Origin of the sequence: Pseudomonas farsensis (genome assembly GCF_014268805.2) — a bacterium.
Classification (GTDB): Bacteria; Pseudomonadota; Gammaproteobacteria; order Pseudomonadales; family Pseudomonadaceae; genus Aquipseudomonas; species Aquipseudomonas farsensis.
Window position 1 is genome coordinate 426,009 of the sequence record NZ_JABWRF020000001.1, and the last position, 24,037, is coordinate 450,045.

At 63.6% G+C, this 24,037-nt stretch carries 20 protein-coding genes; 13 read left to right on the forward strand and 7 right to left on the reverse strand.

Translation table 11 applies throughout. The features are described 5' to 3' along the window. The first annotated feature begins 41 nt into the window (after positions 1 to 41). The 9 genes from HU719_RS01955 (at position 42) to HU719_RS01995 (ending at position 10,653) form a co-directional block, all read left to right on the forward strand. The gene (locus HU719_RS01955) at positions 42 to 764 is read left to right on the forward strand and encodes a response regulator (RefSeq protein WP_186536230.1); all 723 of its coding nucleotides are present in this window, start codon (positions 42 to 44) and stop codon (positions 762 to 764) included. Continuing rightward, positions 748 to 2,202, forward strand: a complete 1,455-nt coding sequence (locus HU719_RS01960; RefSeq protein ID WP_186520833.1) for an ATP-binding protein — start codon at positions 748 to 750, stop codon at positions 2,200 to 2,202. The genes HU719_RS01955 and HU719_RS01960 overlap by 17 nt, the downstream gene beginning before the upstream one ends. Positions 2,203 to 2,484: 282 nt before the next feature. Next, positions 2,485 to 3,702, forward strand: coding sequence for a D-mannose isomerase (locus tag HU719_RS01965; protein WP_186536228.1), 1,218 nt, complete (start codon positions 2,485 to 2,487; stop codon positions 3,700 to 3,702). A gap of 115 nt (positions 3,703 to 3,817) precedes the next feature. Next, a complete protein-coding gene (locus tag HU719_RS01970) occupies positions 3,818 to 5,104 on the forward strand; it encodes an ABC transporter substrate-binding protein (RefSeq protein WP_186536226.1) in 1,287 nt (428 codons plus the stop codon). Positions 5,105 to 5,280: 176 nt separating this feature from the next. Continuing rightward, the gene (locus tag HU719_RS01975; protein WP_186520830.1) at positions 5,281 to 6,189 is read left to right on the forward strand and encodes a carbohydrate ABC transporter permease; all 909 of its coding nucleotides are present in this window, start codon (positions 5,281 to 5,283) and stop codon (positions 6,187 to 6,189) included. Then, on the forward strand, positions 6,182 to 7,027 hold the full coding sequence (locus HU719_RS01980; protein ID WP_186520829.1) for a carbohydrate ABC transporter permease: 846 nt from the start codon (positions 6,182 to 6,184) through the stop codon (positions 7,025 to 7,027). The genes HU719_RS01975 and HU719_RS01980 overlap by 8 nt, the downstream gene beginning before the upstream one ends. A 3-nt stretch (positions 7,028 to 7,030) precedes the next feature. Beyond that, a complete protein-coding gene (locus HU719_RS01985; protein ID WP_186536225.1) occupies positions 7,031 to 8,167 on the forward strand; it encodes an ABC transporter ATP-binding protein in 1,137 nt (378 codons plus the stop codon). Between the two features lie 169 nt (positions 8,168 to 8,336). After that, positions 8,337 to 9,680, forward strand: a complete 1,344-nt coding sequence (locus tag HU719_RS01990) for a carbohydrate porin (RefSeq protein ID WP_186520827.1) — start codon at positions 8,337 to 8,339, stop codon at positions 9,678 to 9,680. Positions 9,681 to 9,798: 118 nt separating this feature from the next. Further along, positions 9,799 to 10,653: a D-hexose-6-phosphate mutarotase gene (locus HU719_RS01995; RefSeq protein ID WP_186520826.1), complete on the forward strand. Its 855-nt coding sequence runs from the start codon at positions 9,799 to 9,801 to the stop codon at positions 10,651 to 10,653. Here HU719_RS01995 and hexR read toward each other — a convergent pair. Next, a complete protein-coding gene (gene hexR / locus HU719_RS02000; protein ID WP_217843707.1) occupies positions 10,646 to 11,509 on the reverse strand; it encodes a DNA-binding transcriptional regulator HexR in 864 nt (287 codons plus the stop codon). The two genes, HU719_RS01995 and hexR, sit on opposite strands and share 8 nt — an antisense overlap. A gap of 225 nt (positions 11,510 to 11,734) precedes the next feature. On the opposite strand from hexR, the gene zwf reads away from it, so the two are divergent. From zwf to HU719_RS02020, 4 genes are all read left to right on the forward strand, one after another. Beyond that, the gene (zwf, locus tag HU719_RS02005; protein WP_186536221.1) at positions 11,735 to 13,204 is read left to right on the forward strand and encodes a glucose-6-phosphate dehydrogenase; all 1,470 of its coding nucleotides are present in this window, start codon (positions 11,735 to 11,737) and stop codon (positions 13,202 to 13,204) included. Continuing rightward, a complete protein-coding gene (gene pgl, locus HU719_RS02010) occupies positions 13,191 to 13,904 on the forward strand; it encodes a 6-phosphogluconolactonase (RefSeq protein WP_186536219.1) in 714 nt (237 codons plus the stop codon). The genes zwf and pgl overlap by 14 nt, the downstream gene beginning before the upstream one ends. Before the next feature lie 17 nt (positions 13,905 to 13,921). Further along, positions 13,922 to 14,596, forward strand: coding sequence for a bifunctional 4-hydroxy-2-oxoglutarate aldolase/2-dehydro-3-deoxy-phosphogluconate aldolase (locus HU719_RS02015; protein WP_186520822.1), 675 nt, complete (start codon positions 13,922 to 13,924; stop codon positions 14,594 to 14,596). A gap of 194 nt (positions 14,597 to 14,790) precedes the next feature. After that, positions 14,791 to 15,627, forward strand: a complete 837-nt coding sequence (locus HU719_RS02020) for a monalysin family beta-barrel pore-forming toxin (RefSeq protein ID WP_186536217.1) — start codon at positions 14,791 to 14,793, stop codon at positions 15,625 to 15,627. A 246-nt stretch (positions 15,628 to 15,873) separates the two neighbouring features. Here HU719_RS02020 and HU719_RS02025 read toward each other — a convergent pair whose 3' ends face one another. The 6 genes from HU719_RS02025 to xseA all read right to left on the reverse strand — a co-directional run bounded on the left by HU719_RS02025 (position 15,874) and on the right by xseA (position 24,031). Then, the gene (locus HU719_RS02025) at positions 15,874 to 17,016 is read right to left on the reverse strand and encodes a merozoite surface protein 3b (RefSeq protein ID WP_186522559.1); all 1,143 of its coding nucleotides are present in this window, start codon (positions 17,014 to 17,016) and stop codon (positions 15,874 to 15,876) included. A gap of 39 nt (positions 17,017 to 17,055) precedes the next feature. After that, positions 17,056 to 18,399, reverse strand: a complete 1,344-nt coding sequence (locus HU719_RS02030) for a coiled-coil domain-containing protein (protein WP_186536215.1) — start codon at positions 18,397 to 18,399, stop codon at positions 17,056 to 17,058. A gap of 4 nt (positions 18,400 to 18,403) precedes the next feature. After that, positions 18,404 to 19,633, reverse strand: coding sequence for a DUF6384 family protein (locus tag HU719_RS02035; RefSeq protein WP_186536214.1), 1,230 nt, complete (start codon positions 19,631 to 19,633; stop codon positions 18,404 to 18,406). A gap of 160 nt (positions 19,634 to 19,793) precedes the next feature. Beyond that, complete coding sequence (gene leuA / locus HU719_RS02040) at positions 19,794 to 21,467, reverse strand: 2-isopropylmalate synthase (protein WP_186536212.1); 1,674 nt, start codon at positions 21,465 to 21,467, stop codon at positions 19,794 to 19,796. Between the two features lie 353 nt (positions 21,468 to 21,820). After that, the gene (locus tag HU719_RS02045; RefSeq protein WP_186536210.1) at positions 21,821 to 22,648 is read right to left on the reverse strand and encodes a peptidoglycan DD-metalloendopeptidase family protein; all 828 of its coding nucleotides are present in this window, start codon (positions 22,646 to 22,648) and stop codon (positions 21,821 to 21,823) included. 3 nt (positions 22,649 to 22,651) lie between these two features. After that, the gene (gene xseA / locus HU719_RS02050) at positions 22,652 to 24,031 is read right to left on the reverse strand and encodes an exodeoxyribonuclease VII large subunit (protein WP_186536209.1); all 1,380 of its coding nucleotides are present in this window, start codon (positions 24,029 to 24,031) and stop codon (positions 22,652 to 22,654) included. Positions 24,032 to 24,037 lie beyond the last annotated feature (6 nt).

A 24,037-nucleotide genomic window follows, 5' to 3' on the forward strand; every position in this document is an offset into this window, starting at 1 on the left:
AGCAGACACAAAGATCTGCGATTACCAGAGGATGGACCATTGTGAGTACTGCCGGTAAATCGATCCTGATGGTCGATGACGATCAGGATATTCGTGAATTGCTGCAAACCTACCTCAGCCGCGCAGGCTTGCAGGTGCAGGCCGAAGCCGATGGCCAGGGCTTTCGCCGGGCGCTCGATGCTGGCAATTTCGACCTGCTGATTCTCGATGTGATGCTGCCCGACGAAGACGGCTTCAGCCTGTGCCGTTGGGTGCGCCAGCACCCGCGCCTGGCACGGGTACCGATCATCATGCTGACCGCAAGCTGCGATGAAGCCGACCGGGTCATCGGCCTTGAACTGGGTGCCGATGATTATCTGGGCAAACCCTTCAGCCCGCGCGAACTGCAGGCCCGCATCAAGGCTCTGCTGCGCCGCGCCGAGTTTGGCCAGGCGCTGGCGCCCAGTGCGGTGCTGGCATTCGATGACTGGCGCCTGGACACAGTCAGCCACCGGTTGTTCCACCGCGACGGCGAAGAGGTGATTCTGTCCGGTGCCGACTTTGCCCTGCTCAAGCTGTTTCTCGACCATCCGCAGCAGATTCTCGACCGCGACACCATCGGCAACGCCACCCGTGGCCGCGAACCGATGCCGCTGGACCGTATCGTCGACATGGCGGTCAGCCGCTTGCGCCAGCGCCTGCGCGATTGTGAAAAACCGCCCAGGCTGATCCGCACCGTGCGCGGCAGTGGCTACTTGCTGGCAGCCAATGTCTGCCCGGCCTAGCGAGGCGCGGCGGCGCCTGCTGCCGCGCTCGTTGCTGGGGCGCATGCTGCTGCTGACCTTGCTGGTGGTGGTACTGGCCCAAGGCCTTTCGAGCCTGATCTGGGTTGCACAACTGCGCGCCAGCCAGATGCAGGGGCTGCGCGCCAGCGCCAGCAGCCTGGCCCATTCCATGAGCGCCAGCGTCAGCTACTTCCGCTCGCTGCCGGTCGCCTACCGGCCACTGGTGCTGGACCAGTTGCGCAGCATGGGCGGCACGCGGTTTTTCGTATCGCTCAATGACAAGCCGCTGGATATGCCGGTGCTGCCGGTCACCCCGCGCAAGCGGGCGGTGATCGAGGTGTTCGAGCAGGTGCTGCATGAACGCCTGGGCGCGCAGATGGAAGTGTCGGTGGAGTTCGTCAGCCCCGACGACCTGCGTATTTTCAACAGCGGCCTGAAGCTCGACGAACTGCCGCGCTCGTGGGCGCACTATTCGCTTACCTTGGAGCCGCTCAACCCACCGGTGCTGGTGACTCAGATCCGCCTGGGCGAGGGCGAATGGCTATACATCGCCTCGCTGCTGCCCGAACCCTACACGGGCCTTGAGGCCGAACGCCTGCCGCGCCAGCAGATCGGTTTCATCGCCCTGACCACCTTGATGCTGCTGGTGTTCATCGGCCTGCTGGTGCACTGGCAAACCCGTCCGCTCAAGCGCCTGGCGCGGGCAGCGCGGGAAATGTCACTGGGCGCCGATGTTGCGCCGCTGGCCGAGGGGGGCGGCAGCGAAGTGGTGGAGGTGAGCCGGGCGTTCAACAGCATGCGCGAGCGCATCAGCCGCTACCTGACCGAGCGCGCCCAGTTGTTCAGTGCCGTATCACACGACCTGCGCACACCGATCACCCGCCTGCGCCTGCGCGTCGAGCTGCTGGAAGACGAGCAGTTGCAGGCCCGGTTCAGCCGCGACCTCGATGAGCTGGAGCTGCTGGTCAAAGGGGCGCTGCAATGTGTGAAGGACACCGATATCCACGAGAACATCGAACCGATCGACCTTAACCAGTTGCTCGATATCCTCGCCGAACCCTACCTGGGTGACGGCCGCATCACCCTTGAGGGCTGTGCGCTGGCGCCTTATCTGGGCAAGTCGCTGGCGCTGCGGCGCTGTATTGGCAACCTGATCGACAACGCAATCAAGTATGGCGAGCGGGCGCACTTGCGGGTGATCGATAGCCGCGAGAGCTTCGTGCTGCAAGTGGATGACCAAGGGCCGGGCGTTCCGGAGCAGCGCCTGGAGCAGGTGTTCGAGCCGCATTTCCGCTTGGCTGGGCAGCAGCAGGGTTATGGGCTGGGGCTAGGCATTGCGCGCAATATTGCCCATAGCCATGGCGGTGAGGTGAGTTTGCTGAACTTGCGTGGGGGAGGCTTGCGGGTGACCTTGTACTTGCCGCGCATGGCCGAGTGAGCGCTTGCCTGGATCACATCACTATCGCGTCTGCGCCTGATCCCTGTAGGAGCGGCCTTGTGTCGCGAAAGGGCTGCGTAGCGGCCCCGCCGATTTTGCATGATGCGCAGATCCTGGGGCCGCTACGCGCCCCGTTCGCGACGCAAGGCCGCTCCTACACAATCAACAGCGGATAGTGTCGTTTTGCAGGTCACTACCCGGTGACAATCCCGCCGGCCTTCGTGACATGCCAGCCAGGACGGCTGGTTAGAATCGGCTGACAACAACAAGGAAGCCCCGCCAATGGCCAACTACTGGCTCGATGCCCCCGCCCACCATGCCTGGCTTACCCGCGAGGCCCTGCGCCTGCTGGATTTCGCCCGCGCCTCCCGCCTGCCGCAGGGCTTTGGCAACCTCGACGACGCTGGCCGCCTGCCGCGCGGCGCAGTTGCCGAAACCTTGAACACCGCACGCATGACCCACAGCTTTGCCCTGGCCCATCTGCATGGCGTGCCTGGCTGCAAAGGGCTGGTCGAGCATGGCGTCGCCGCCCTGCAAGGGCCGTTGCACGATGCGCTGCATGGCGGCTGGCTGGCCGCCCCCGAAGGGCACGGCGACGGGCGCAAGGCGGCGTATCTGCATGCGTTTGTCGCCCTGGCGGCAAGCTCGGCCGTGGTGGCCGGGGTGATCGAGGCGCAGGCCTTGCTCGCTGACGCAATCGAGGTGATCGAACGGCATTTCTGGTGCGAAGAACAAGGCGCCCTGCGCGAATCGTTCAGCCGCGACTGGCAAAGCTGCGAAGCCTACCGTGGCGCCAACAGCAACATGCACGGGGTCGAGGCGTTTCTGGCGCTAGCCGATGTCACCGGCCAGCCACGCTGGCTGGAGCGTGCAGTGGCGGTGGTGCAACGGCTGATTCTGCGCCAGGCCGCCGGTGATGGTTTGCGTGTTACCGAGCACTTCGATAGCCACTGGCAGCCGCAGCCCGACTACAACCAAAACCTGCCCGCCGATGGTTTTCGCCCCTACGGCACCACCCCGGGCCATGCTTTCGAATGGGCGCGGCTGCTGCTGCACCTGGAGGCGTCGCTGCAACGGGCTGGGCTGCCTGCGCCAGACGGCTTGCTGCCGGCTGCGCGCGGGCTGTTCGACAGCGCCTGGCACAACGCCTGGCATGTCGATGGCGCGCCGGGGCTGGTCTACACCCTCGATTGGGGCAATCGCCCGGTAGTGCGCGAGCGCCTGCATTGGGTACACGCCGAGGCCAGTGCCACGGCGGCAGCGCTGCTCAAACGTACTGGTGAAGGCCAGTACGAGTGCTGTTATCGCCGCATCTGGGATTTTATCGCCGAGTACTTCATCGACCCTGTGCATGGCAGTTGGCACCACGAACTCGACCCCGCCAACTTGCCCGGCGCGCGTATCTGGGGCGGCAAGCCCGACCTGTATCACGCCCTGCAGGCGCTGCTGCTGCCGCGCCTGCCGCTGGCGCCAAGCCTGGCCAGCGCTCTCGCTTTGTAACCATTTGATGACATTCGCGCATCCGTTCGTTACCTGCCGGGCGGCGCGCGCTACTTACACTCCATGCAATGCAAGCGACAGTCTTGCCATGCATAACAACAAGAAAGGTATTCCCATGCACCCGACGCTCCGTCTCGCCGCTGCCGTTTCCCTCGCTTCCCTGTGCTCGCTCAGCGCCCATGCCGCCGACTCCAAAGGCAGCGTGGAAGTGGTCCATTGGTGGACGTCCGGCGGCGAAAAAGCCGCCGTCGATGTGCTCAAGGCCCAGGTCGAAAAAGACGGTTTCATCTGGAAGGATGGCGCCGTTGCCGGTGGTGGTGGCGCCACCGCGATGACCGTGCTCAAAAGCCGCGCAGTTGCCGGCAACCCGCCGGGCGTTGCGCAGATCAAGGGCCCCGACATCCAGGAATGGGCCGCAACCGGCCTGCTCGACGATGAAGTGCTCAAGGATGTGGCCAAGCAGGAACAGTGGGACGGCCTGCTCGACAAGAAAGTCGCCGACACCGTCAAGTACGAAGGCAACTACGTGGCCGTACCGGTGAACATCCACCGCATCAACTGGCTGTGGATCAACCCGGACGTATTCAAGAAGGCCGGCATCGCCAAGGCGCCGACCACCCTCGATGAGTTCTACGCCGCCGCCGACAAGCTCAAGGCAGCAGGCTTCATCCCACTCGCCCACGGCGGCCAGCCCTGGCAGGACAGCACCGTGTTCGAAAGCGTGGTGCTGGCGGTGATGGGCGTCGATGGCTACAAGAAGGCCCTGGTCGACCTGGACGAAGACGCCCTGACCGGCCCGGGCATGGTCAAGTCGCTGACCGAACTGAAAAGGGTCGCCACCTACATGGACCCGGACGGCAAGGGCCAGGACTGGAACCTGGAAGCGGCCAAGGTGATCAACGGCAAGGCCGGCATGCAGATCATGGGCGACTGGGCCAAGAGTGAATGGACCCTGGCCAGGAAAACCGCCGGCACCGACTACCAGTGCGTAGCGTTCCCCGGCACGCAAAACGCGTTCCTGTACAACATCGACTCGCTGGTGGTGTTCAAGCAGAAGGACGCCGGCACCGCAGCCGGCCAGCAGGACATCGCGCGCAAGGTGCTCGGCCAGGACTTCCAGAAGGTGTTCAGCATCAACAAGGGCTCGATACCGGTGCGTAACGACATGCTCGCCGACATGGGCAAATATGGCTTCGACAGCTGCGCGCAAACCGCCGCCAAGGACTTCCTCGCCGACGCCAAGAGCGGCGGCCTGCAGCCGAGCATGGCGCATAACATGGCCACCACCCTGGCGGTACAGGGCGCGTTCTTCGATGTGGTGACCAACTACATCAACGACCCCAAGGCTGACCCCGCCGATGCGGCGAAGAAGCTCTACGCCGCGGTCAAATCCGCCAAGTAAAGCCGACGCGAACCATTGTAGGGGCGGCCTTGCGCCGCGATGGGCTGCGCAGCAGCCCCTGAACCTGCGCACTCGATCTTTCAGGTAGGTGTTGGCTTTGCGCCCTTGGGCTGCTGTGCAGCCCATCGCGGCACAAGGCCGCTCCTACAGGGAGTGCAGCGCCTTTGAGGTGAACCATGACCGCAACAACCGCCCGCCTGCGGGCCTCACCCCTGGACGCGCTACAGCGCTGGCTACCGAAACTGGTGCTGGCGCCGAGCATGTTCATTGTGCTGGTGGGCTTCTACGGCTACATCCTGTGGACCTTTGTCCTCTCGTTCACCACCTCGACGTTCCTGCCCACCTACAAGTGGGCGGGGCTGGCGCAGTACGCACGCTTGTTCGACAACGACCGCTGGTGGGTGGCGAGCAAGAACCTGCTGCTGTTCGGTGGCCTGTTCATCGCCATCAGCCTGGCCATCGGCGTGCTGCTGGCGGTGCTGCTCGACCAGCGCATCCGCCGCGAAGGCTTCATCCGCACCATTTACCTGTACCCGATGGCGCTGTCGATGATCGTCACGGGCACCGCCTGGAAATGGCTGCTCAACCCCGGCATGGGGCTTGACAAGCTGCTGCGTGACTGGGGCTGGGAAGGGTTTCGCCTGGACTGGCTGATCGACCCCGACCGGGTGGTGTACTGCCTGGTGATCGCCGCTGTGTGGCAGGCCTCGGGCTTCATCATGGCGATGTTCCTCGCCGGCCTGCGCGGGGTCGATCAGTCGATCATCCGCGCCGCCCAGCTCGATGGTGCCAGCCTGCCGCGTATCTACTGGACCGTGGTGCTGCCCAGCCTGCGCCCGGTGTTCTTCAGCTCGCTGATGATCCTTTCGCACATCGCCATCAAGAGCTTCGACCTGGTGGCGGCGATGACCGCAGGCGGCCCTGGCTACTCCTCGGACCTGCCGGCGATGTTCATGTACTCGTTCACCTTCAGCCGAGGGCAGATGGGCATGGGCTCGGCCAGCGCCATCCTGATGCTCGGCGCCATCCTGGCGATCCTGGTGCCTTACCTGTACTCGGAACTGCGGGGCAAACGCCATGACTAGCCTGAACGCAAAACCTGCGCTGAACCTCAGCCGCCTGGCCATCTATGCGGTGCTGTTGCTGGCCGTGCTGGTGTACCTGGTGCCGCTGGTGGTGATGCTGCTGACCAGCTTCAAAACCCCCGAGGACATCAGTACGGGCAACCTGCTGAGCTGGCCGGTTCAGTTTACCGGCAGCGGCTGGAGCAAGGCCTGGGCGACGGTCAGTGGCTACTTCGTCAATTCGATCCTGATCACGGTGCCGGCGGTGCTGATCAGCACCAGCATCGGCGCGCTCAATGGCTATGTGCTGTCGATGTGGCGTTTCCGTGGCTCGCAGCTGTTCTTCGGGCTGTTGCTGTTCGGCTGCTTCCTGCCGTTCCAGACCGTATTGCTGCCGGCCTCGTTCACCCTCGGCAAGCTAGGCCTGGCCAGCACCACCACGGGCCTGGTGCTGGTGCATGTGGTCTACGGGCTGGCCTTTACCACGCTGTTTTTCCGCAACTACTACGTGAGCATTCCCGATGCGCTGGTCAAGGCTGCGCGCCTGGACGGTGCCGGGTTTTTCACCATTTTCGGGCGGATCATCCTGCCGATGTCGACGCCGATCATCATGGTCTGCCTGATCTGGCAGTTCACCCAGATCTGGAACGACTTCCTGTTCGGCGTGGTGTTTTCAAGTGGCGACTCGCAACCGATCACCGTGGCCCTGAACAACCTGGTCAACACCAGCACCGGGGCCAAGGAATACAACGTCGACATGGCCGCCGCGATGATCGCCGGGCTGCCGACGCTGCTGGTCTACGTGGTGGCAGGCAAGTATTTCGTGCGCGGCCTGACCGCCGGCGCAGTCAAGGGGTAAATCATGGCAACACTCGAACTACGCAATGTGCACAAGACCTACGGCAGCGGCCTGCCGGACACCCTCAAGGATATCCAGCTGGCCATCCGCGATGGCGAGTTCCTGATCCTGGTGGGGCCTTCGGGCTGCGGCAAGTCGACCCTGATGAACTGCATCGCCGGGCTTGAAAGCATCAGCGGCGGTGCGATCCTGATCGACGACGAGGACGTCAGCGGCATGAGCCCGAAGGATCGCGACATCGCCATGGTGTTCCAGTCCTATGCGCTGTACCCGACCATGAGCGTGCGCGACAACATCGCCTTCGGCCTGAAGATCCGCAAGCTGCCCCAGGCGGCCATCGACGAGGAAGTTGCACGGGTGGCCAAGCTGCTGCAGATCGAGCACCTGCTGGGGCGCAAGCCTGGGCAGCTGTCCGGTGGCCAGCAGCAGCGTGTGGCCATGGGCCGGGCGCTGGCGCGGCGGCCGAAGATCTACCTGTTCGACGAGCCGCTGTCGAACCTCGACGCCAAGCTGCGGGTGGAGATGCGCACCGAGATCAAGCTGATGCACCAACGCCTGAAGACCACCACGGTGTACGTCACCCATGACCAGATCGAGGCCATGACCCTGGGCGACAAGGTGGCGGTGATGAAGGACGGCATCATCCAGCAGTTCGGCACCCCGCAGCAGATCTACAACGACCCGGCCAACCTGTTCGTGGCGAGCTTCATCGGTTCACCGCCGATGAATTTCATCCCGGTGCGCCTGAGCCGCCAGGACGGCCGCGTGCTGGCGCTGCTCGACAGCGGCCAGGCGCGCTGCGAGCTGCCGCTGGGCAGCGCCGGTGATGGCCTTGAAGGGCGTGAGCTGATGCTTGGCGTGCGCCCCGAGCAGATCACCCTGGGCAGCGCGCCGGGCAATGGTTTGCCGGGTATCCGCGCCGAGGTGCAGGTGACCGAGCCGACCGGGCCGGACCTGTTGGTATTCGTCACCCTCAACCAGACCAAGGTCTGCTGTCGCCTGGCCCCGGATGTGGCATGCCGGGTGGGGGACAGCCTCGACCTGCAGTTCGACCCGGAGCGGGTGCTGCTGTTCGATGCCAGCACTGGCGAGCGGCTGGACCTTTCAAGGGCCGTCAAACCCGACGCGGTCCCTGTGTAGGAGCGGCCTTGTGCCGCGAAAGGCGCGCGTAGCGGGCCCACTGCCTGGGCCTCCTGCAAACCTGCCGGGGCTGCTTTGCAGCCGTTCGCGGCACAAGGCCGCTCCTGCAGAAGAGACGATTGATACACCGTTCTGTACAACCGATAACAAGAAAAGAGGACACAAAGGGATGGAACAGCGCAATCGCATCAGGACGCTGGGCTCGCTGGCTTTGTTGGCCATCGTGGGCAGCAGTGGCGCACAGGCTGGCGAAGCTTTCTCGTCGGAGTCCAAATGGATGACCGGCGACTGGGGCGGCACTCGCACCGAGTTGCTCGACAAAGGCTACGACTTCACCCTCGACTACGTCGGTGAAGTGGCCGGCAACCTCAACGGGGGCTACAACGACGACAAAACCGCACGCTACAGCGACCAGTTCGCCCTCGGCGCGCACCTGGACCTGCAAAAGATCTTCGGCTGGCATGATGCCGAATTCAAACTGGCGATCACCGAGCGTAGCGGCCGAAACCTGTCCAACGACCGCATCAGCGACCCGCGTGCCGGGCAGTTCAGCTCGGTGCAGGAAGTGTGGGGGCGTGGCCAGACCTGGCGCTTGACGCAGATGTGGGTCAAGCAGAAGTACTTCGACGGGGCGCTGGACGTCAAAGCCGGCCGCTTCGGCCCCGGCGAGGACTTCAACAGCTTCCCCTGCGACTTCCAGAACCTGGCGTTCTGCGGCTCGCAGGTGGGCAACTGGGTGGGCGGCATCTGGTACAACTGGCCCGTCAGCCAGTGGGCGCTGCGGGTTAAATACAACATCACCCCGGAATTCTTCGTCCAGGTGGGCGCCTTCGAACAGAACCCCTCCAACCTTGAAACCGGCAATGGCTTCAAGCTCAGCGGCAGCGGCACCAAGGGCACGATCCTGCCGGTGGAAATGGTCTGGTCGCCGCAGGTCAATGGCCTGCCCGGCGAATACCGCTTGGGTTACTACTACAGCACTGCCAAGGCCGAGGATGTCTACGACGACGTCAACGGCAACCCGCAGGGCCTGACCGGTGCAGGCTTCAAGTCGCATTCGAGCAAGCATGGCTGGTGGGTGGTGGCGCAGCAGCAGGTCACCTCGCACGCCAGCGATGCCAGCCGCGGCCTGAGCCTGTTCGCCAACTTCACCGTGCACGACAAGGCCACCAACGTGGTCGACAACTACCAACAGGTGGGCATGGTCTACAAGGGCGCCTTCGACAGCCGGCCCAAGGATGACATCGGTTTCGGCATCGCCCGCATCCACGTCAACGACGATGTGAAGAAGCGCGCCGAGCAGCTCAATGCCATCAGCGGTATCAACGATTACGACAACCCAAGCTTCGTGCCGCTGCAGCGCACCGAGTACAACGCCGAGCTGTATTACGGCTTCCACGTCACCAACTGGCTGACCGTGCGGCCCAACCTGCAGTACATCAAGAGCCCAGGTGGCGTTGACCAGGTGGACAACGCGTTGGTCGCAGGGCTGAAGATTCAGTCGTCATTCTGAGAAAAATTGTTGTAAATTTACGCCATCCATTTTCGGCCTACCGCTAACCACTGGTCTGCAGTGGTTAGCGCGCCGGGGTCGAGACAGCGCTATCTCAAACAACAATGAGCCTGGAACCATGCCTGAACATCCGCTACATCGCTTCTTCACCACGCAACGGCCACGGCCGACGTTCGAGTGGGAGCGTTACCAGCAGCGCGATGTCCTGATCATCGACCACCCTCGCTGCCAGGCGGTGTTCAGCCGTCAGGGCGGGCAGTTGCTGCACTTCCAGCCTGCTGGCGAAAAGCCTTGGTTGTGGTGCGCCGAACAGTGGCCGCAGGTGGGCGCTATCCGTGGCGGCGTGCCGGTGTGCTGGCCGTGGTACGGCCGCCACCCCAGCGAGGACTTGTGGCCGGCCCATGGCTGGGCACGGCTGCTGGACTGGAAGCTGGTCGAAAGTTCTGAAGACGAAGACGGCGTGAGCCTGAAGTGGCGCCTGGACCTGTGCGACTGGCAGGTTGACCTGCACGCGCGGCTGGGGGCGAGCATGGAGCTGAGCCTGAGCACCGAGCACCAGGACAGCGAACCCTGCCAGTTGAGCCATGCGCTGCTGGCTTACTGGCGTATCAGTGACGTGTCAAAGGTAGCGCTGTCCGGGCTTGAGGATATCGAAGGCTATGACCGTCTCAACCGCCAGGCCTGCCGTGAAGACGGTGCCCTGAAACTGCGCGGCGGCTGCCAGAAGGTGTACCCCGGCACGCCCAAGGTGCAGTTGCATGACCCGGCCTGGCAGCGCGAGCTGTGCATCGATACCGGCGACAGCGACGACACCGTGGTGTGGCACCCGGGCCGACGGCCGCTGATGGGTGTAAGCGGGCGCGAGTGCCAGGGGTTTGTCTGTGTCGAGGCGGCAAGCGGCAGCGATGCCGGCCTGAGCCTGGCGCCGGGTGAGCGCGCGCACCTGCGTTTGCAGGCGCACCGGCTCAGTTGAGGTCGTCGTCCTCGACGGGGTAGCGGCTGGCGTTGAGGCTTTCTTTGATTTTGCGCAGGTGCGGCTGGAAGTCCACGCCCCGGCGCAGGGTCATGCCGGTGGCCAGCACGTCGAGCACGGTGAGCTGGATGATCCGCGAGGTCATCGGCATATAAATGTCGGTGTCTTCGGGCAGCGGGATATGCAGGCTCATGCTGCAGGCCTGGGCCAATGGCGAGCCTGCTGCCGTCAGGCCCAGCACCGAGGCGCCGTTTTCGCGGGCCACGCGCGCAACTTCGACCAGCTCGCGGGTGCGCCCGGTGTAGGAAATGATCACGAACAGGTCGCCGGTGTGCGCCACCGAGGCCAGCATGCGCTGCATCAGCACATCGGCGTGGGCCGACACGGCAAGGTTGAAGCGGAAGAACTTGTGCTGCGCATCCAACGCCACGGGCGCCGAGGCGCCGAGGCCGAAGAAGTGGATCTGCCGGGCCTGGATCATCATGTCCACGGCGCGGCTGACCTGCTGCGGGTCGAGTTGCTGGCAGGCGCTGTCGAGCGAGGCGATGGCACTGCCGAAGATTTTCTGGGTGTAGGCTGCCGGGTCGTCGTCGGCTTCAACCGCACGGCTGACATAGGCTGCGCCGCTGGCCAGGCTTTGCGCCAGCTGTAGCTTGAGCTCGGGGTAGCCACTGACGCCGAACGAGCGGCAGAAGCGGTTGACGGTGGGTTCGCTGACCTTGGCGGCCTGGGCAAGGGCGGCGATGCTGAAGCGAGTGGCTTGTTGCGGGTTGAGCAGGATAACTTCGGCGACCTTGCGTTCGGCCTTGTTCAGCTCGTCCAGGCGGCCCTGGATTTGTTCCAGGAGGTTGCGCACGCGGTCCATGGTGGGTGTCCTTGGGTCGGAAAGTCGGCTCGGGCAGACAGCCGGCAGTGGTAACAGCAGGCTTTTTGCAAAGTTGTCTATCGTACTGTCGCCGTGGTTGTCACACCACTTGTCTGTACGGTACGTGGGTAATGTTGTTGTTTTTACTACATTGGCCCTTGAAAAACAGGGTTGAACGGGTTATTCCTAGGTTAACTTTATAAAAGAACCAACATCATGGTTGCGATCAGTGTAGAACCTTGCACCTTTGCCCTGTTTGGCGCGTTGGGCGACCTGGCATTGCGCAAGCTGTTTCCGGCGCTTTACCAGCTGGACCGCGCCAATTTGCTGCACGCCGATACCCGTCTGCTGGCCTTGGCCCGCGAGGCCGGCAGTGCGCAGGCGCATCTGGACAACATCGAGGCGCACCTGCGCCGCCATGTGCCCGAGGCCGATATCGACGCCGCCTCGCTGGGCCGCTTTCTGGCGCGCCTGGACTACCTGCACCTGGACTTCGTCGAGGCCGAGGGCTACCAGGCCCTGGCCGCACAAGCCCCGGCTGATGGGCCGCTGATTGCCTACTTTGCCACGGCCGCAGCGGTGTACGGCGCGATCTGCGAGAACCTCGACAAGGTTGGCCTGGCCGCGCGCACCCGGGTGGTACTGGAAAAACCCATTGGCCACGACCTTGAGTCGTCACGCCGGGTCAACGATGCGGTGGCGCGGTTCTTCCCCGAAAGCCGGGTTTACCGCATCGACCATTACCTGGGCAAAGAGACGGTGCAAAACCTCATCGCCCTGCGCTTTGCCAACAGCCTGTTCGAAACCCAGTGGAACCAGAATTCCATCTCCCATGTGGAGATCACCGTGGCCGAGAAAGTCGGCATCGAAGGCCGCTGGGGCTATTTCGACAAGGCCGGCCAGCTGCGCGACATGATCCAGAACCACCTGTTGCAGTTGCTCTGCCTGATTGCCATGGACCCGCCGAGCGACCTGTCCGCCGACAGTATTCGTGACGAGAAGGTCAAGGTGCTCAAGGCACTGGCACCGATCACCGGCGAAGGCCTGAGCACCCGTGTGGTGCGTGGTCAGTACATTGCTGGCTACAGCGATGGCAAACCGGTGCCCGGTTACCTGGAAGAAGACAACGCCAACGCCCAGAGCGACACCGAAACCTTCGTTGCCCTGCGCGCCGACATCCGCAACTGGCGCTGGTCGGGGGTGCCGTTCTATCTGCGCACCGGCAAGCGCATGCCGCAAAAACTGTCGCAGATCGTCATCCACTTCAAGGAAACCCCGCACTACATCTTCGCCCCGGAACAGCGTTTGCAAATCGGCAACAAGCTGATCATCCGCCTGCAACCGGACGAAGGCATCTCGCTGCGGGTGATGACCAAAGAGCAGGGCCTGGACAAAGGCATGCAACTGCGCAGCGGGCCGCTGCAACTTAATTTCTCCGATACCTGGCGCAGCGCGCGGATTCCGGATGCCTACGAGCGCCTGTTGCTGGAGGTGATGCGTGGCAACCAGAACCTGTTTGTGCGCAAGGACGAGATCGAATACGCCTGGACCTGGTGCGACCAGCTGATAGCCGGCTGGAAAAACAGCGGTGAGGCGCCCAAGCCCTATGCGGCAGGTTCCTGGGGGCCGATGAGCTCGATCGCATTGATTACACGAGATGGGAGGGCCTGGTATGGCGATATCTGAACTGCAACTGCCGACGAACGTGACGGTACATGCGTTGGCCAATGCCAGCCAATTGGCACAGGCCCAGGCCACGGACGTTGCCGAAAGCCTGCGCCAGGCGATTGCCAGCCAAGGCCAGGCCTGCCTGGTGTTGTCCGGCGGGCGTAGCCCGGTGCCGTTTCTGGAGGCCCTTGCGCAACAGCCGCTGGACTGGCCCAAGGTCACGGTGAGCCTGGCTGATGAGCGCTGGGTGCCAGTTGAGCACGCCGATAGCAACGCCGGCCTGCTGGCGCGTCATCTGTTCAAGGGGGCTGCGGCCAAGGCGCGCTTTATCGGGCTTTATCACCCTGCTGCCAGCCTGGGCATCGCGGCGGAGCTTGCTGATGAGGCTCTGGCGGGCTTGCCGCCTATCGACGTGCTGGTGTTGGGCATGGGCGACGATGGCCACACCGCCTCGCTGTTCCCGGCCAGCCCCAACCTTGCCCAAGGCCTGGACCTTGCCAATCGCCGTCGCTGCCTGGCCATGCTGGCGCCAAGCGTGCCGCACCAGCGCCTGTCGATGACCCGCGCACTGCTGGCCAGCGCCGGGCTGATCGTGCTGGCCGTGCAAGGGGCGGGCAAACTCGCTACCCTGCGCGCCGCGCTGGCAGGCGACGACCTTTCCGAAATGCCGATTCGCGCCTTTCTTCACGACCCCCTGAGCATCTACTGGTGCCCATGAGCCAAGGATCCACTGTCATGACCACCCTCGAACGCCCACAGCCTTTGCTCTCGATGGCCGAGAAAGCCGCCCGTATCGATGCCATCTGCGCCAAGGCGCGGATCCTCCCGGTGATCACCATCGCCCGCGAGCAGGACATCCTGCCGCTGGCCGATGCCCTGGCTGCAGGCGGCATCCGCACCCTGGAAGTCACCCTGCGCTCCGAGCACGGCCTCAAGGCCATCCAGGTGCTGCGTGAGCAGCGCCCAGAGCTGTGCGTCGGCGCCGGCACGGTGCTTGACCGCAGCATGTTCGCCGCTGTCGAGGCGGCCGGGGCGCAGTTCGTGGTCACCCCCGGCATTACCCCGGACATTCTGCAGGCCGGGGTGGACAGCGATATCCCGCTGCTGCCCGGCATCAGCACGCCATCGGAAATCATGCTGGGCTATGCCCTCGGTTACCGGCGTTTCAAGCTGTTCCCCGCCGAGATCAGCGGCGGCGTGGCGGCGATCAAGGCGTTTGGCGGCCCGTTCGGTGATATTCGTTTCTGCCCAACTGGCGGGGTCAACCCTGCCAATGTACGCAACTACATGGCCCTGCCCAACGTCATGTGCGTAGGCGGCACCTGGATGCTCGACAGCAGTTGGATCAAGAACGGTGACTGGGCGCGCATCGAGGCGTGCAGCGCCGAGGCGATGGCACTGCTGGACTGATCGTTTTCGTTGTGTGTTGCACGGCTTGTGGGGCGCTTGGTCGGCGCCCCTTTTTTTGTCCTCGGTTAAGCCCGCTTGCCGGCTCACTGCCTTTGCAGCGGCAAGGGCAGCCTGTCCCTCTGCGCTCGCCGGCGCCTGCGCTCTAGATTGGTGGCGGTCACTACCATTCCGATCAAGCAAGAGGACATTGGATCATGAGCAACAACGCAGAGCGCATCATTGCCGGTTTCGAGCATCTTGAGACCCCCGACGAAATCGAAAATCACCTGTTCCGCAGCACCAACGGTGTAATTCCCGGCTGTTGGATCAGCGCGGATACCGTCTGCGCTGACGTGCAAATCGGTGGGCAAGGCTGGGCAACCTACAGCGTGCCGGTCATGGCCTACCTGGTCCAGGTTGAAACCATCACGGTGCCCGGCAAGGCCAAGCATCAGCAGGAAATTTCGGCAGTCGAAGGCTACAGCAACGCCTTCTACTCAAACGTGAAAACCGAGGTGGGGCTGGGCAAGGACTTTAACCCGTTCATGGGCGAAAGTGGCAGGGTCCGCAACGGCGTTACTGAAGGCATCCATGGGTCGAATGCCCGCGTTCAGAAAGTGCAGGCGAAGGACTTTAACGAAGTCATGGGCGAAAGTGGCAGGGTCCGTAACGGCGTTACTGAAGGTATACATGGGTCCAATGCTCGCGTCCACAAAGTGGAAGTGGAGGGGCCGGGTGGTTTCAGCGTCTACCAACTGCACATCGTCCATGCTCACTGCGCCACGTCGGCCGCAGACCATGCCGGGTCTTTCAAGTACGCCAAGACCCTTGCCCGGCCGACAGAAGAGCACCCGGATCGCGTGGACCTTTACTTCATGACCTCGATTGCCACCGATACCCTCGTGCCGGTGTCTTCGGAGCACTGCGTGCCGATGTTGAGCTGGGAAGACATTCAGGAGGCTGCATTGATGAAAGGTTACGACCCTGAAACCAATGAAGGCCTGTGGTCTATCGACTACACCGCCTGCGATAGCACAGGCGCCCAGGACTGACCGCGCTGATCAGCCAAAAAAACCGGCAGGGTTTCTGAGCACGCCAAGTTTTGGGGCGCAGTTATGTGCAGGCTTGTTCCGGCCTCATCGCAGGCTATCGCCAGCTCCAACAGGAATCCGAGCCAGACCTCAATATTGCTGCGGCGCTCGGTCTCTGTGGGAGCTGGCGCCAGCCTGCGATGAGGCCAGCACTAGCTTGCGCAAAACATGGAATCTTACACGGTCAGCTTTTTTCAGCTCGGCGCGTTACTGCGCGGCTTTGGTCAGCAGTGCAGAGAACGCGCGCTTGGCATCCTCGACGGCGTCGGCAATTTCCTGTGCCGCTTTGCTCGACTCGGCGCGGTAGGTGGCGGTCAGGCCTTTCATGTCGCTCTGGAAGTCCAGGGTAGCCTGGGCCAGCGCGCGCACCGACTCCACCCGCAAGGTCGAACCGTAGCTGGCTTTCATGGCCGCGCCCAGCTGCTTGTTGCCCAACTCGCCCAGGGCTTCCAGGCCCTTGTTGATACCGTCGGTGGTGGCGTTGAGGGTGTGGGTGGCTTCGGCCATGCCCTGGTTGGCCGTGAACGACACCGCCAGGCTGGTGAGCACTACCTCGTTGGTGGCAAAGAACGACACCATGCGCTGGTACTGGCGCTCCTTGACCACATGCACCTGGCTGATGCGGGCAAACACCATCTCGGCGGTGTTGTAGCCCACGCGCAGGTCATCGGCGATGTCCTTGACGATCTGGTAGCTCTTGTCTTCGTTCTGCAGCGCCCGTACCGCTTCGTCGCGGCTCAGTTCCAGCGCGGCGCGGCTGGCGGGGTCTGCACCTTCGGCGGCCGCGACGCTGGCGTTGGCGGCGTCCAGCGCCTGGGTGCGCTCTTGCAGGGCGTTGCCGGCCAGGGCCAGCACTTGCTGTGCGTCCACTTCGGCGGTTTTCATCGCCAGGCGGAAATCCATGTACGACTCAAGAATCAGGCTTTCGCGGCGGATCTGGTCGCTGGCGGCCAGGCTGACATCCAGGTAGTGCTTGCGGATGTCCTCGAAGCGGCTCGGGATCGAGCCACGGACCATGTGCATCCAGGCCATCTTCAGGCGTTCGAGGGTATCCAGGCGGCCGTCATCCATCCACGACGCCATGGCCGCGGCATCTTCACGAATCGAGGTGAAGCTGTCGGTGATGTTCAGGTAGCGGTCGGAGATGTCCATGCCGGCGATCTGTTCACGCACGGTCTGGTTGAACAGCGTCGCCTGCTGCAACACCGCGGCGATGCCGGCGATGCGCTGGTTGTCATAGTGCGCGACCTTGTCCAGCAGCATCAGTACCGGCGCAGGTTGCGCGGGCTGGCCGAAGGAAATGCCGAGTTTGCGCAGGCCTTCGAGGGCGCGTTCGAGGTATTGGCTCATGGGAGTCCTTGCATGAGTAGGTGTCTGGATGGGATGGGCTTAGAAGCTGTCGGTAGTGCGGAACCCGCCACCACCGGAACTGCTGGTAGTTCGGAAACCGCTGCTGCTGCTTGAGCTGCTTGAGCTGCTTAAGCTGTCCGAGCTTGAGGAGCGCGTAGAGCCACGGTGGCGGGGCGTCACGTATTCGCGGGCTTCATTGAGTATTTTTTCAATCGCCTTTTGGTCCGCAGCGCCGCGCATGTATTCGCCGAGAATCTGCTCGATGGAGTGGCGCAGCGTGTACTCGTGGCGAGCGTCCTGGAAATGCTCGGTGCGCAGGGCGTGCTCGATGGCCTTGGCGCGTTCGTAGTACAAGCGGCGATTGGCTACCCGCTTCTGCAGGGTTTTCTGGCCCTTGCGTAGGTCTTCCAGGCGCGCGTGCAAAACCTGCAACTCGGCTGCCAGCACGTCGTCACGGGTGTCCGGGGTTTGTGCGGCGGCGGCCACGAGCTCGGCCAGGGGGCGAGCCTTGAGCCGTTCGGTGATGGTTTGGCGAATGCTCGACAGGTACGGGTCGCGCTGTTCGGCGAACTCGGTCAGCTGTGCCTGCAGCGACGCGGCGCGCACCTTGGATTCGCTCAACAGGGTGCTTAGCACCTGCTCCTCGGCTTGCAGTTTTGGCATGCCGAACAACTGGCGGGCCTGCTCCAGTAGTGGTTGGTATTGGGCCTCGAGTTGCTCGCGCAGCGTGCTGCGGGCCGGGCGCAACGATTCGTTGCGTGCCTGCATGGCCAGCAGCATCTGCTCATTGGCCAGGTTGGCATGAAAGTCGACGCGCCGGGCCAGGTAGTTGTCCAGCGGGCGCTGCAGTGGGTAGGGGCGGTAGTGTTGGGTGCCGTAGTGGCGGGCTTTGAGGAACGCGTACAGCGGGTTGCCGGCGTAGCCTTGCAACTTGCTCGCGCATTCATCGCGAATTTCCTGGTAGCCGCTGTGGGCGCTCTGTTCGGCCTGTTGGGCGGCTTCGAGCTGGCTGAGCAACTGGCGCGAGGCCGGGTCTTGTTCAAGGTGCTCCTGGGCCTGGGCATCCAGCTTGGCGATGTCCTGGCGCAGGGCATAGTGCTTGGTCAGCGTATTGCCGATGATCCGCTCGGCCTGCTCCAAGGTCTGCAGCAGTGCGGCCTGGGCCTGCTCGCGTTGCTCCAGCTGCTGGCGGGAGCGTTCATCCAAGGCGGCGGTGTCCTGCAGTTGCAGGCTGACGATATCGCCTAGCCTGGAGGCTATCCGCTGTTCCAGCCGGGCCTGTTGCTCGGACCCTTCATACAGCGCTTGCTCAGCCTCGCGCAGTTGCTGTTCGGCCTGGCGCGAGTTGTCTTCGAGGGCGCGAAAGAGTGCGCTCGGGGTCATGGGCTTACCACTCCAGGATCATGTCAGGGATACTGCTGGTGCGTTGATTGAAGAGGGGCATCAGGCTGTTGGCCGGTTTGTTGCCCATCATCCGCTCGCTGATATGGCCGTCGTCGAGCTTGTCCTGGCGCACCTTGAGATATTCCTCGCGGCTGACGCGTACGGCGAACAGGTCGGCCCACTGGGTCTGGCCGGTTTCCACGCTGGTAACCGGCATCCTCGTCGGCTTGCCCGTGGCGTCGAGCGGCTCGACCACCAGGTACCAGCTCTTGCCGCGGGTGCTGTTCTTGCTGCACCCGGCCGCCTCGTAGCAGCGCTCGACCCCGGACTTGACCCCGGGCCGATCAACCAGCTCGATGCTCAGCGGGCGCGCAGCATAATCAAGGTAGTCCTTGAGTACATTGAGGGTAGCGTTGGCTTTTTTCAGGCGTAGCGCGGCGATGTCGTTGCTGGCTTCTGTGTTCCAGGCGAGCAGTAGTTTGCGATCGGCGGCGGACAGCGGCATGGCGTCGAGGCGGGTGAGTACTTGCTGCTGGTAGTCCAGGCTCGCGTAGACGCTGTCCACTCGGTTCAAGCGGCGGGTCGCGGAAGTGACGTTCTCGCGCGCAGCGTTCAGCTCGGCCTGCGCCTGGCTGATGCGGGCCTTGAGCGGGCCGCGGTTGTCGCGGTCGATCGACGCCGGCAGCTCGATGGGCGCAGGCAAGGCCTTGGGCAGCCTGAGCTCGATCTTCTCGGCCAGGTCTGCCACCAGCGCCTGCGGCTTGGCTTTGAGGCGTGCCCGCACCTGCTCAAGGCGCTGGCGCTGGAGGGTGATGTCGTTTTGCAAGCTGCGGCTGTCGAGGATCAACTGGTGCGCGTTCTGCTCCACCATGAGGTTCTGACGCCGCTCCATCAGGGCGAAGCTACCCAGGCTCAGCAGTGCTGTCAGCAGCGCGGCGCCGGCCCAGCTCAGCAGCTTGCGGCGGGCCATGATCAGGCGCACCAGCAGGCGTTGCACGCGGCCCAGGGGCGGGGCTTCGAACATTAGCCGGCGCGAGAAGAACTGGTGCACGCCTTCTTCTATCTGCGCGTCGTCAAAGCTGATGCTGCTGTTCTGGTAATAGGTGCGGATGCGCTCGGCCACTTCGGCGCGGCGTTGCGGCAGGTCGAGGTGCTCCTGGATTTCCATCTCGCGATGGCGAAGCTGATCGACCAGGGCCATGGCACCGATCTGTTCGCTCAGCGAAACACTCATCGGGTGCAGTCCTGCAGGTGGCTCATGGGTGTCCTTGCATGAGGGGGGGAAGGGCTGGCGCAGTATATCCAGTCTGCGCGGCAAAATGATGGCCTTGGCGACAAAGCCTGCGCGCACAAAAAAGCCCGCATCGCTGCGGGCTTTTGCACAGGGGCTGGCCTTAGGCGGCTTTCGCCTCTTCCTGGCTCAGCGAGCGGTTCAGGGCACTGAACAGCGCCTTGAAGCTTGCCGTGGTGATGTTTTCATCGATGCCCACGCCATGCACCGGGCGGCCACCGGCAACGCGCAGCTCGATGTAGGCCGCAGCCTTGGCGTTGGTGCCGGCGCCAATGGCGTGCTCGTTGTAGTCCATGATTTCCACAGCTACCGGCATGCAGGCGGCCAGCGCTTCCAGGGCGCCGTTGCCCTTGCCGTGCCAGTGCAGGTTGGTTTCGCCTTCACCGGCCACTTCCACTTCCACCTTGCTGCTGCCGTTTTCTTCTTGCAGGCGATGGCTGACCAGGGCGTACGGGGCGTTGGCCTGCAGGTATTCCTTGTGCAGCAGCTTGTAGATTTGCTGGGCGGTCATTTCCAGGCCCAGGCGGTCGGTTTCACCCTGTACCACCTGGCTGAATTCGATCTGCATGCGGCGCGGCAGGCTGATGCCGTATTCCTGTTCGAGCAGGTAGGTGATGCCGCCTTTGCCCGACTGGCTGTTGACGCGGATGACCGCCTCGTAGCTGCGGCCGATGTCGGCCGGGTCGATCGGCAGGTACGGCACTTCCCACAGCTCGCCTTCTTGCTGCTTGGTGAGGCCTTTGCGAATGGCGTCCTGATGGGAGCCAGAGAATGCGGTGTGGACCAGGTCGCCCACGTACGGGTGACGCGGGTGCACCGGCAACTGGTTGCACTCCTCGACTACCTTGCGCACGCCGTCGATGTCGGAGAAGTCCAGTTGTGGGTCGATGCCTTGGGTGTAGAGGTTCAGCGCCAAGGTCACCAGGTCGACGTTGCCGGTACGCTCGCCGTTGCCGAACAGGCAGCCTTCGGCGCGGTCGGCACCGGCCATCAGGCCCAGCTCGGTGGCAGCGATGCCGGTGCCACGGTCGTTGTGGCAGTGCAGGCTGATGATCACGCTGTCGCGGCGGCTGACGTTGCGGCAGAACCACTCGATCTGGTCGGCGTAGACGTTCGGCGTGGCCACTTCAACGGTAGCCGGCAGGTTGAGGATGATCTTGTGGTCCGGGGTCGGGTTCCACACCTCGATCACCGCGTCACACACCTCTTTGGCGAACTCAAGCTCGGTGGCGCTGAAGGTTTCTGGCGAGTACTGGAACGTCCACTGGGTTTCTGGCTGCTGTGCTGCGTACTTGACGAACAGCTTGGCGGCGTTGACGGCGATGTCCTTGACGCCTTGCTTGTCCTGGTTGAAGACAATGCGGCGGAACGACGGGCAGGTGGCGTTGTACAGGTGGACGATGGCCTTCTTGGCCCCGCGCAGCGACTCGAAGGTGCGGGCAATCAGGTCTTCACGGGCCTGGGTGAGCACCTGGATGGTGGTGTCGTCAGGGATGTGGCCGTCTTCGATCAGGGTACGCACGAAGTCGAAGTCGGTTTGCGAGGCCGACGGGAACGAAGCTTCGATTTCTTTCACGCCCACTTGGACCAGCGTCTTCCAGAACCGCAGTTTCTTCTCTGCATCCATCGGCTCGATCAGCGACTGGTTGCCATCACGCAGGTCTGAGCTGCACCAGATTGGCGCCTCGGTGATGGCCTTGGACGGCCAGGTGCGGTCTGGCAGGTCGATGGTGGGGAAGGCGCGGTATTTCTTCGACGGGTCTTTGAGCATGGTCATGGAAGCAATCCTTTTGTGTGCGGCCTGAATCGGGCCTGCCGGGCAAAACGAGATGAAAGGCGGGGCGGCGGGATTCAGCCTGGTAGTCGTGCGCTGACCAGGTTGAGGCTGCGATGTTGTCGGAGCAGGATGAGGGTGCTGGAGGTTTTCATGTGCTCAACCCTAACCAGTGGGGTGAGGGATGGCAAGCACTGCGGAAAAATTGAGATAAATGCTTAAAAAAGCTATTTATGCGAGATTTTATGTCTGCTTTATGGGTTTTGTTGATTGCTCGTTGCTTGATGCTTTTTGATTGCGCAAATCGCGGGGCAAGCCTGCGCCCACTGGAAAACCCCGGGCCCCGCGCTGGTCAATCAGGGCTGGAATGCCCCAATGAAAATCGCCGGGTCGACCCGCGCATCATTCAGGCTGACGTTCCAGTGCATGTGCGGCCCGGTGGCACGGCCGGTCGAGCCCACGCGCCCTACCACATCGCCACGGCGCAGCACCTGGCCGGGCTTCACGTCGATCTTCGACATATGGCAGAACATGCTGATAAAACCTTGGCCATGGTCGACGAACACGGTGCGGCCATTGAAGAAGTAGTCGCCCACCAGCATCACTTTGCCATTGGCCGGGGTCTTGATCGGCGTGCCTGCGGGCACCGCGAAGTCCAGGCCGGCGTGCGGGTTGCGCTCCTCGCCATTGAAGAAACGGCGCACGCCGAACTTGCTCGACAGCGGCCCGTTGACCGGCTTGTCGAGGATCAGGTTACTGGGCAGCGCGGGGCTGAAACTACGGTAGGCCTTGATCTGCTCGGCCAGCTCCCGGTCGATGCGCTTGAGGTCATCAGGGTTCGGGTTGACCTGGCGCGTGTTCTTCAAGGTGATGTGCTGCTCGGGGTATTTCTTGCTGCCAACGGTGAACGGCAGCGAACGGCCGCCCTGTGTCAGCACCGCAGCGCCGGTTTTTTGCGTCAACGGGATACCGACGATTGCAAGCCAGGTGTCCTGCTCCTTGACCACCAGCACCGGCTTGCCATCAAAACGGGCACTGGGGGCGCTGGCCGCCGGGCCCAGGTCGACCACGGCAACGCCGCCGGGCACCGGCTTGTTCAGGGCGCGGGTGATATAGCTGGCCTGGGCAGCACTGAGTGGCAGCAGCAGGGCGAAGGCCAGCAGGGAGGCAAAGAGACGGGGCATGTGTCAGTCCAGTAGCGAAAGGGTGACCGGGGTCTGGTGGTTGTCTTCGACACGCACCTTGAGTTCGCCTTCGTTAAGGCGCGCCGTCAGGCGCTGGCCATTGTGCGTTTGCGCCGCGCTGCGCACCGCCTGGCCGTGCTCGTCGAGCAGGATGCTGTAGCCGCGCGCCAAGGTGGCCAAGGGGCTGACCACTTGCAGGGTTTGCAGTTGCGCTTGAAAGCGCTGGCGGCGGTCTTTGAGCAGCTCGCGCATGGCCCGTGGCAACCGCTCGCCGAGGGCGTCCAGGCGCTGCCTGAGCAGGGTCAGGTTGCGCCCTGGATGCTGCGCGGCCAGGCGCATGTCGAGCCGGCCGAGGCGGTCGTGGCGCTGCTTGAGGTCCTGGGCGAAGGCCCGGCGCAGGCGCATGTCCAGGTCGTCAAGACGCTGCGCCTGCTGGCGCAACCGCTCGCCGGGGTGGCGCAGGCGCCGGGCCAGGCCATCGACGCGCAGGCGGTCGTGCAACAGGCGGTTCTGGATGCGCAGCAGCAGGCGCCGCTGCAGGCTGTCGAGGCGCTGTTGCAGGCCGCTGCTGTCGGGCGCCAGCAGTTCGGCAGCAGCCGATGGCGTGGGGGCACGCACGTCGGCGACAAAGTCACTGATCGAAACGTCGGTTTCGTGGCCGACGGCGCTGACTATCGGGGTGACGCAGGCCGCTACAGCGCGGGCTACGGCTTCTTCGTTGAAGCACCAGAGGTCTTCCAGCGAGCCACCGCCGCGCGCCAGAATCAGCGCATCGAAGCCTTGCCGGTCGGCCATTTGCAGGGCCTGGACGATCTGCCGGATGGCTTCGCGGCCCTGCACCGCAGTGGGAATGAGGTTCAACTCGACCTGCGGCGCGCGGCGGCGGAACACGCTGATGATGTCGCGAATCACCGCCCCGGTGGGCGAGGTGATGATGCCGATGCGCTGCGGGTGGGCAGGCAATGGCCGCTTGCGCTCGGTGCTGAACAAGCCCTCGGCGCTGAGCTTTTCTTTCAGCGCTTCGAACGCCAGGCGCAGCGCGCCGTCGCCGGCAGGCTCGACGCTGTCGACGATCAACTGATAGTCGCCACGGCCCTCGAATAACGAAACCCGCCCACGCACCCGTACCGCCAGGCCATCACGCAGCGCCTGGCGCACACGGGCGGCGTTCTGGCGGAACAGCGCACAGCGGATCTGCGCGCCGCTGTCCTTGAGGGTGAAATACAGGTGGCCGGAGGCCGGGCGGGCGAGGTTGGAAATCTCGCCTTCCACCCAGACACTGCGGAACACATCTTCCAGCAGCACCCGGGCGCGGCCGTTGAGCTGGCTGACGGTGAGGACTTCGCGGTCCAGGCCGAGTCGTTCGAAGGGGTCTTTGATCATGCTGGG

Bases quoted from the DNA above. Each gene is read 5' to 3' on its own strand.
- HU719_RS01960 (WP_186520833.1), top strand. From the start codon at position 748: ATGTCTGCCCGGCCTAGCGAGGCGCGGCGGCGCCTGCTGCCGCGCTCG.
- HU719_RS01965 (WP_186536228.1), top strand. From the start codon at position 2,485: ATGGCCAACTACTGGCTCGATGCCCCCGCCCACCATGCCTGGCTTACC.
- HU719_RS01970 (WP_186536226.1), top strand. From the start codon at position 3,818: ATGCACCCGACGCTCCGTCTCGCCGCTGCCGTTTCCCTCGCTTCCCTG.
- HU719_RS01975 (WP_186520830.1), top strand. From the start codon at position 5,281: ATGACCGCAACAACCGCCCGCCTGCGGGCCTCACCCCTGGACGCGCTA.
- HU719_RS01980 (WP_186520829.1), top strand. From the start codon at position 6,182: ATGACTAGCCTGAACGCAAAACCTGCGCTGAACCTCAGCCGCCTGGCC.
- HU719_RS01985 (WP_186536225.1), top strand. From the start codon at position 7,031: ATGGCAACACTCGAACTACGCAATGTGCACAAGACCTACGGCAGCGGC.
- HU719_RS01990 (WP_186520827.1), top strand. From the start codon at position 8,337: ATGGAACAGCGCAATCGCATCAGGACGCTGGGCTCGCTGGCTTTGTTG.
- HU719_RS01995 (WP_186520826.1), top strand. From the start codon at position 9,799: ATGCCTGAACATCCGCTACATCGCTTCTTCACCACGCAACGGCCACGG.
- zwf (WP_186536221.1), top strand. From the start codon at position 11,735: ATGGTTGCGATCAGTGTAGAACCTTGCACCTTTGCCCTGTTTGGCGCG.
- pgl (WP_186536219.1), top strand. From the start codon at position 13,191: ATGGCGATATCTGAACTGCAACTGCCGACGAACGTGACGGTACATGCG.
- HU719_RS02015 (WP_186520822.1), top strand. From the start codon at position 13,922: ATGACCACCCTCGAACGCCCACAGCCTTTGCTCTCGATGGCCGAGAAA.
- HU719_RS02020 (WP_186536217.1), top strand. From the start codon at position 14,791: ATGAGCAACAACGCAGAGCGCATCATTGCCGGTTTCGAGCATCTTGAG.
- HU719_RS02025 (WP_186522559.1), bottom strand. From the start codon at position 17,016: ATGAGCCAATACCTCGAACGCGCCCTCGAAGGCCTGCGCAAACTCGGC.
- HU719_RS02030 (WP_186536215.1), bottom strand. From the start codon at position 18,399: ATGACCCCGAGCGCACTCTTTCGCGCCCTCGAAGACAACTCGCGCCAG.
- HU719_RS02035 (WP_186536214.1), bottom strand. From the start codon at position 19,633: ATGAGTGTTTCGCTGAGCGAACAGATCGGTGCCATGGCCCTGGTCGAT.
- leuA (WP_186536212.1), bottom strand. From the start codon at position 21,467: ATGACCATGCTCAAAGACCCGTCGAAGAAATACCGCGCCTTCCCCACC.
- HU719_RS02045 (WP_186536210.1), bottom strand. From the start codon at position 22,648: ATGCCCCGTCTCTTTGCCTCCCTGCTGGCCTTCGCCCTGCTGCTGCCA.
- xseA (WP_186536209.1), bottom strand. From the start codon at position 24,031: ATGATCAAAGACCCCTTCGAACGACTCGGCCTGGACCGCGAAGTCCTC.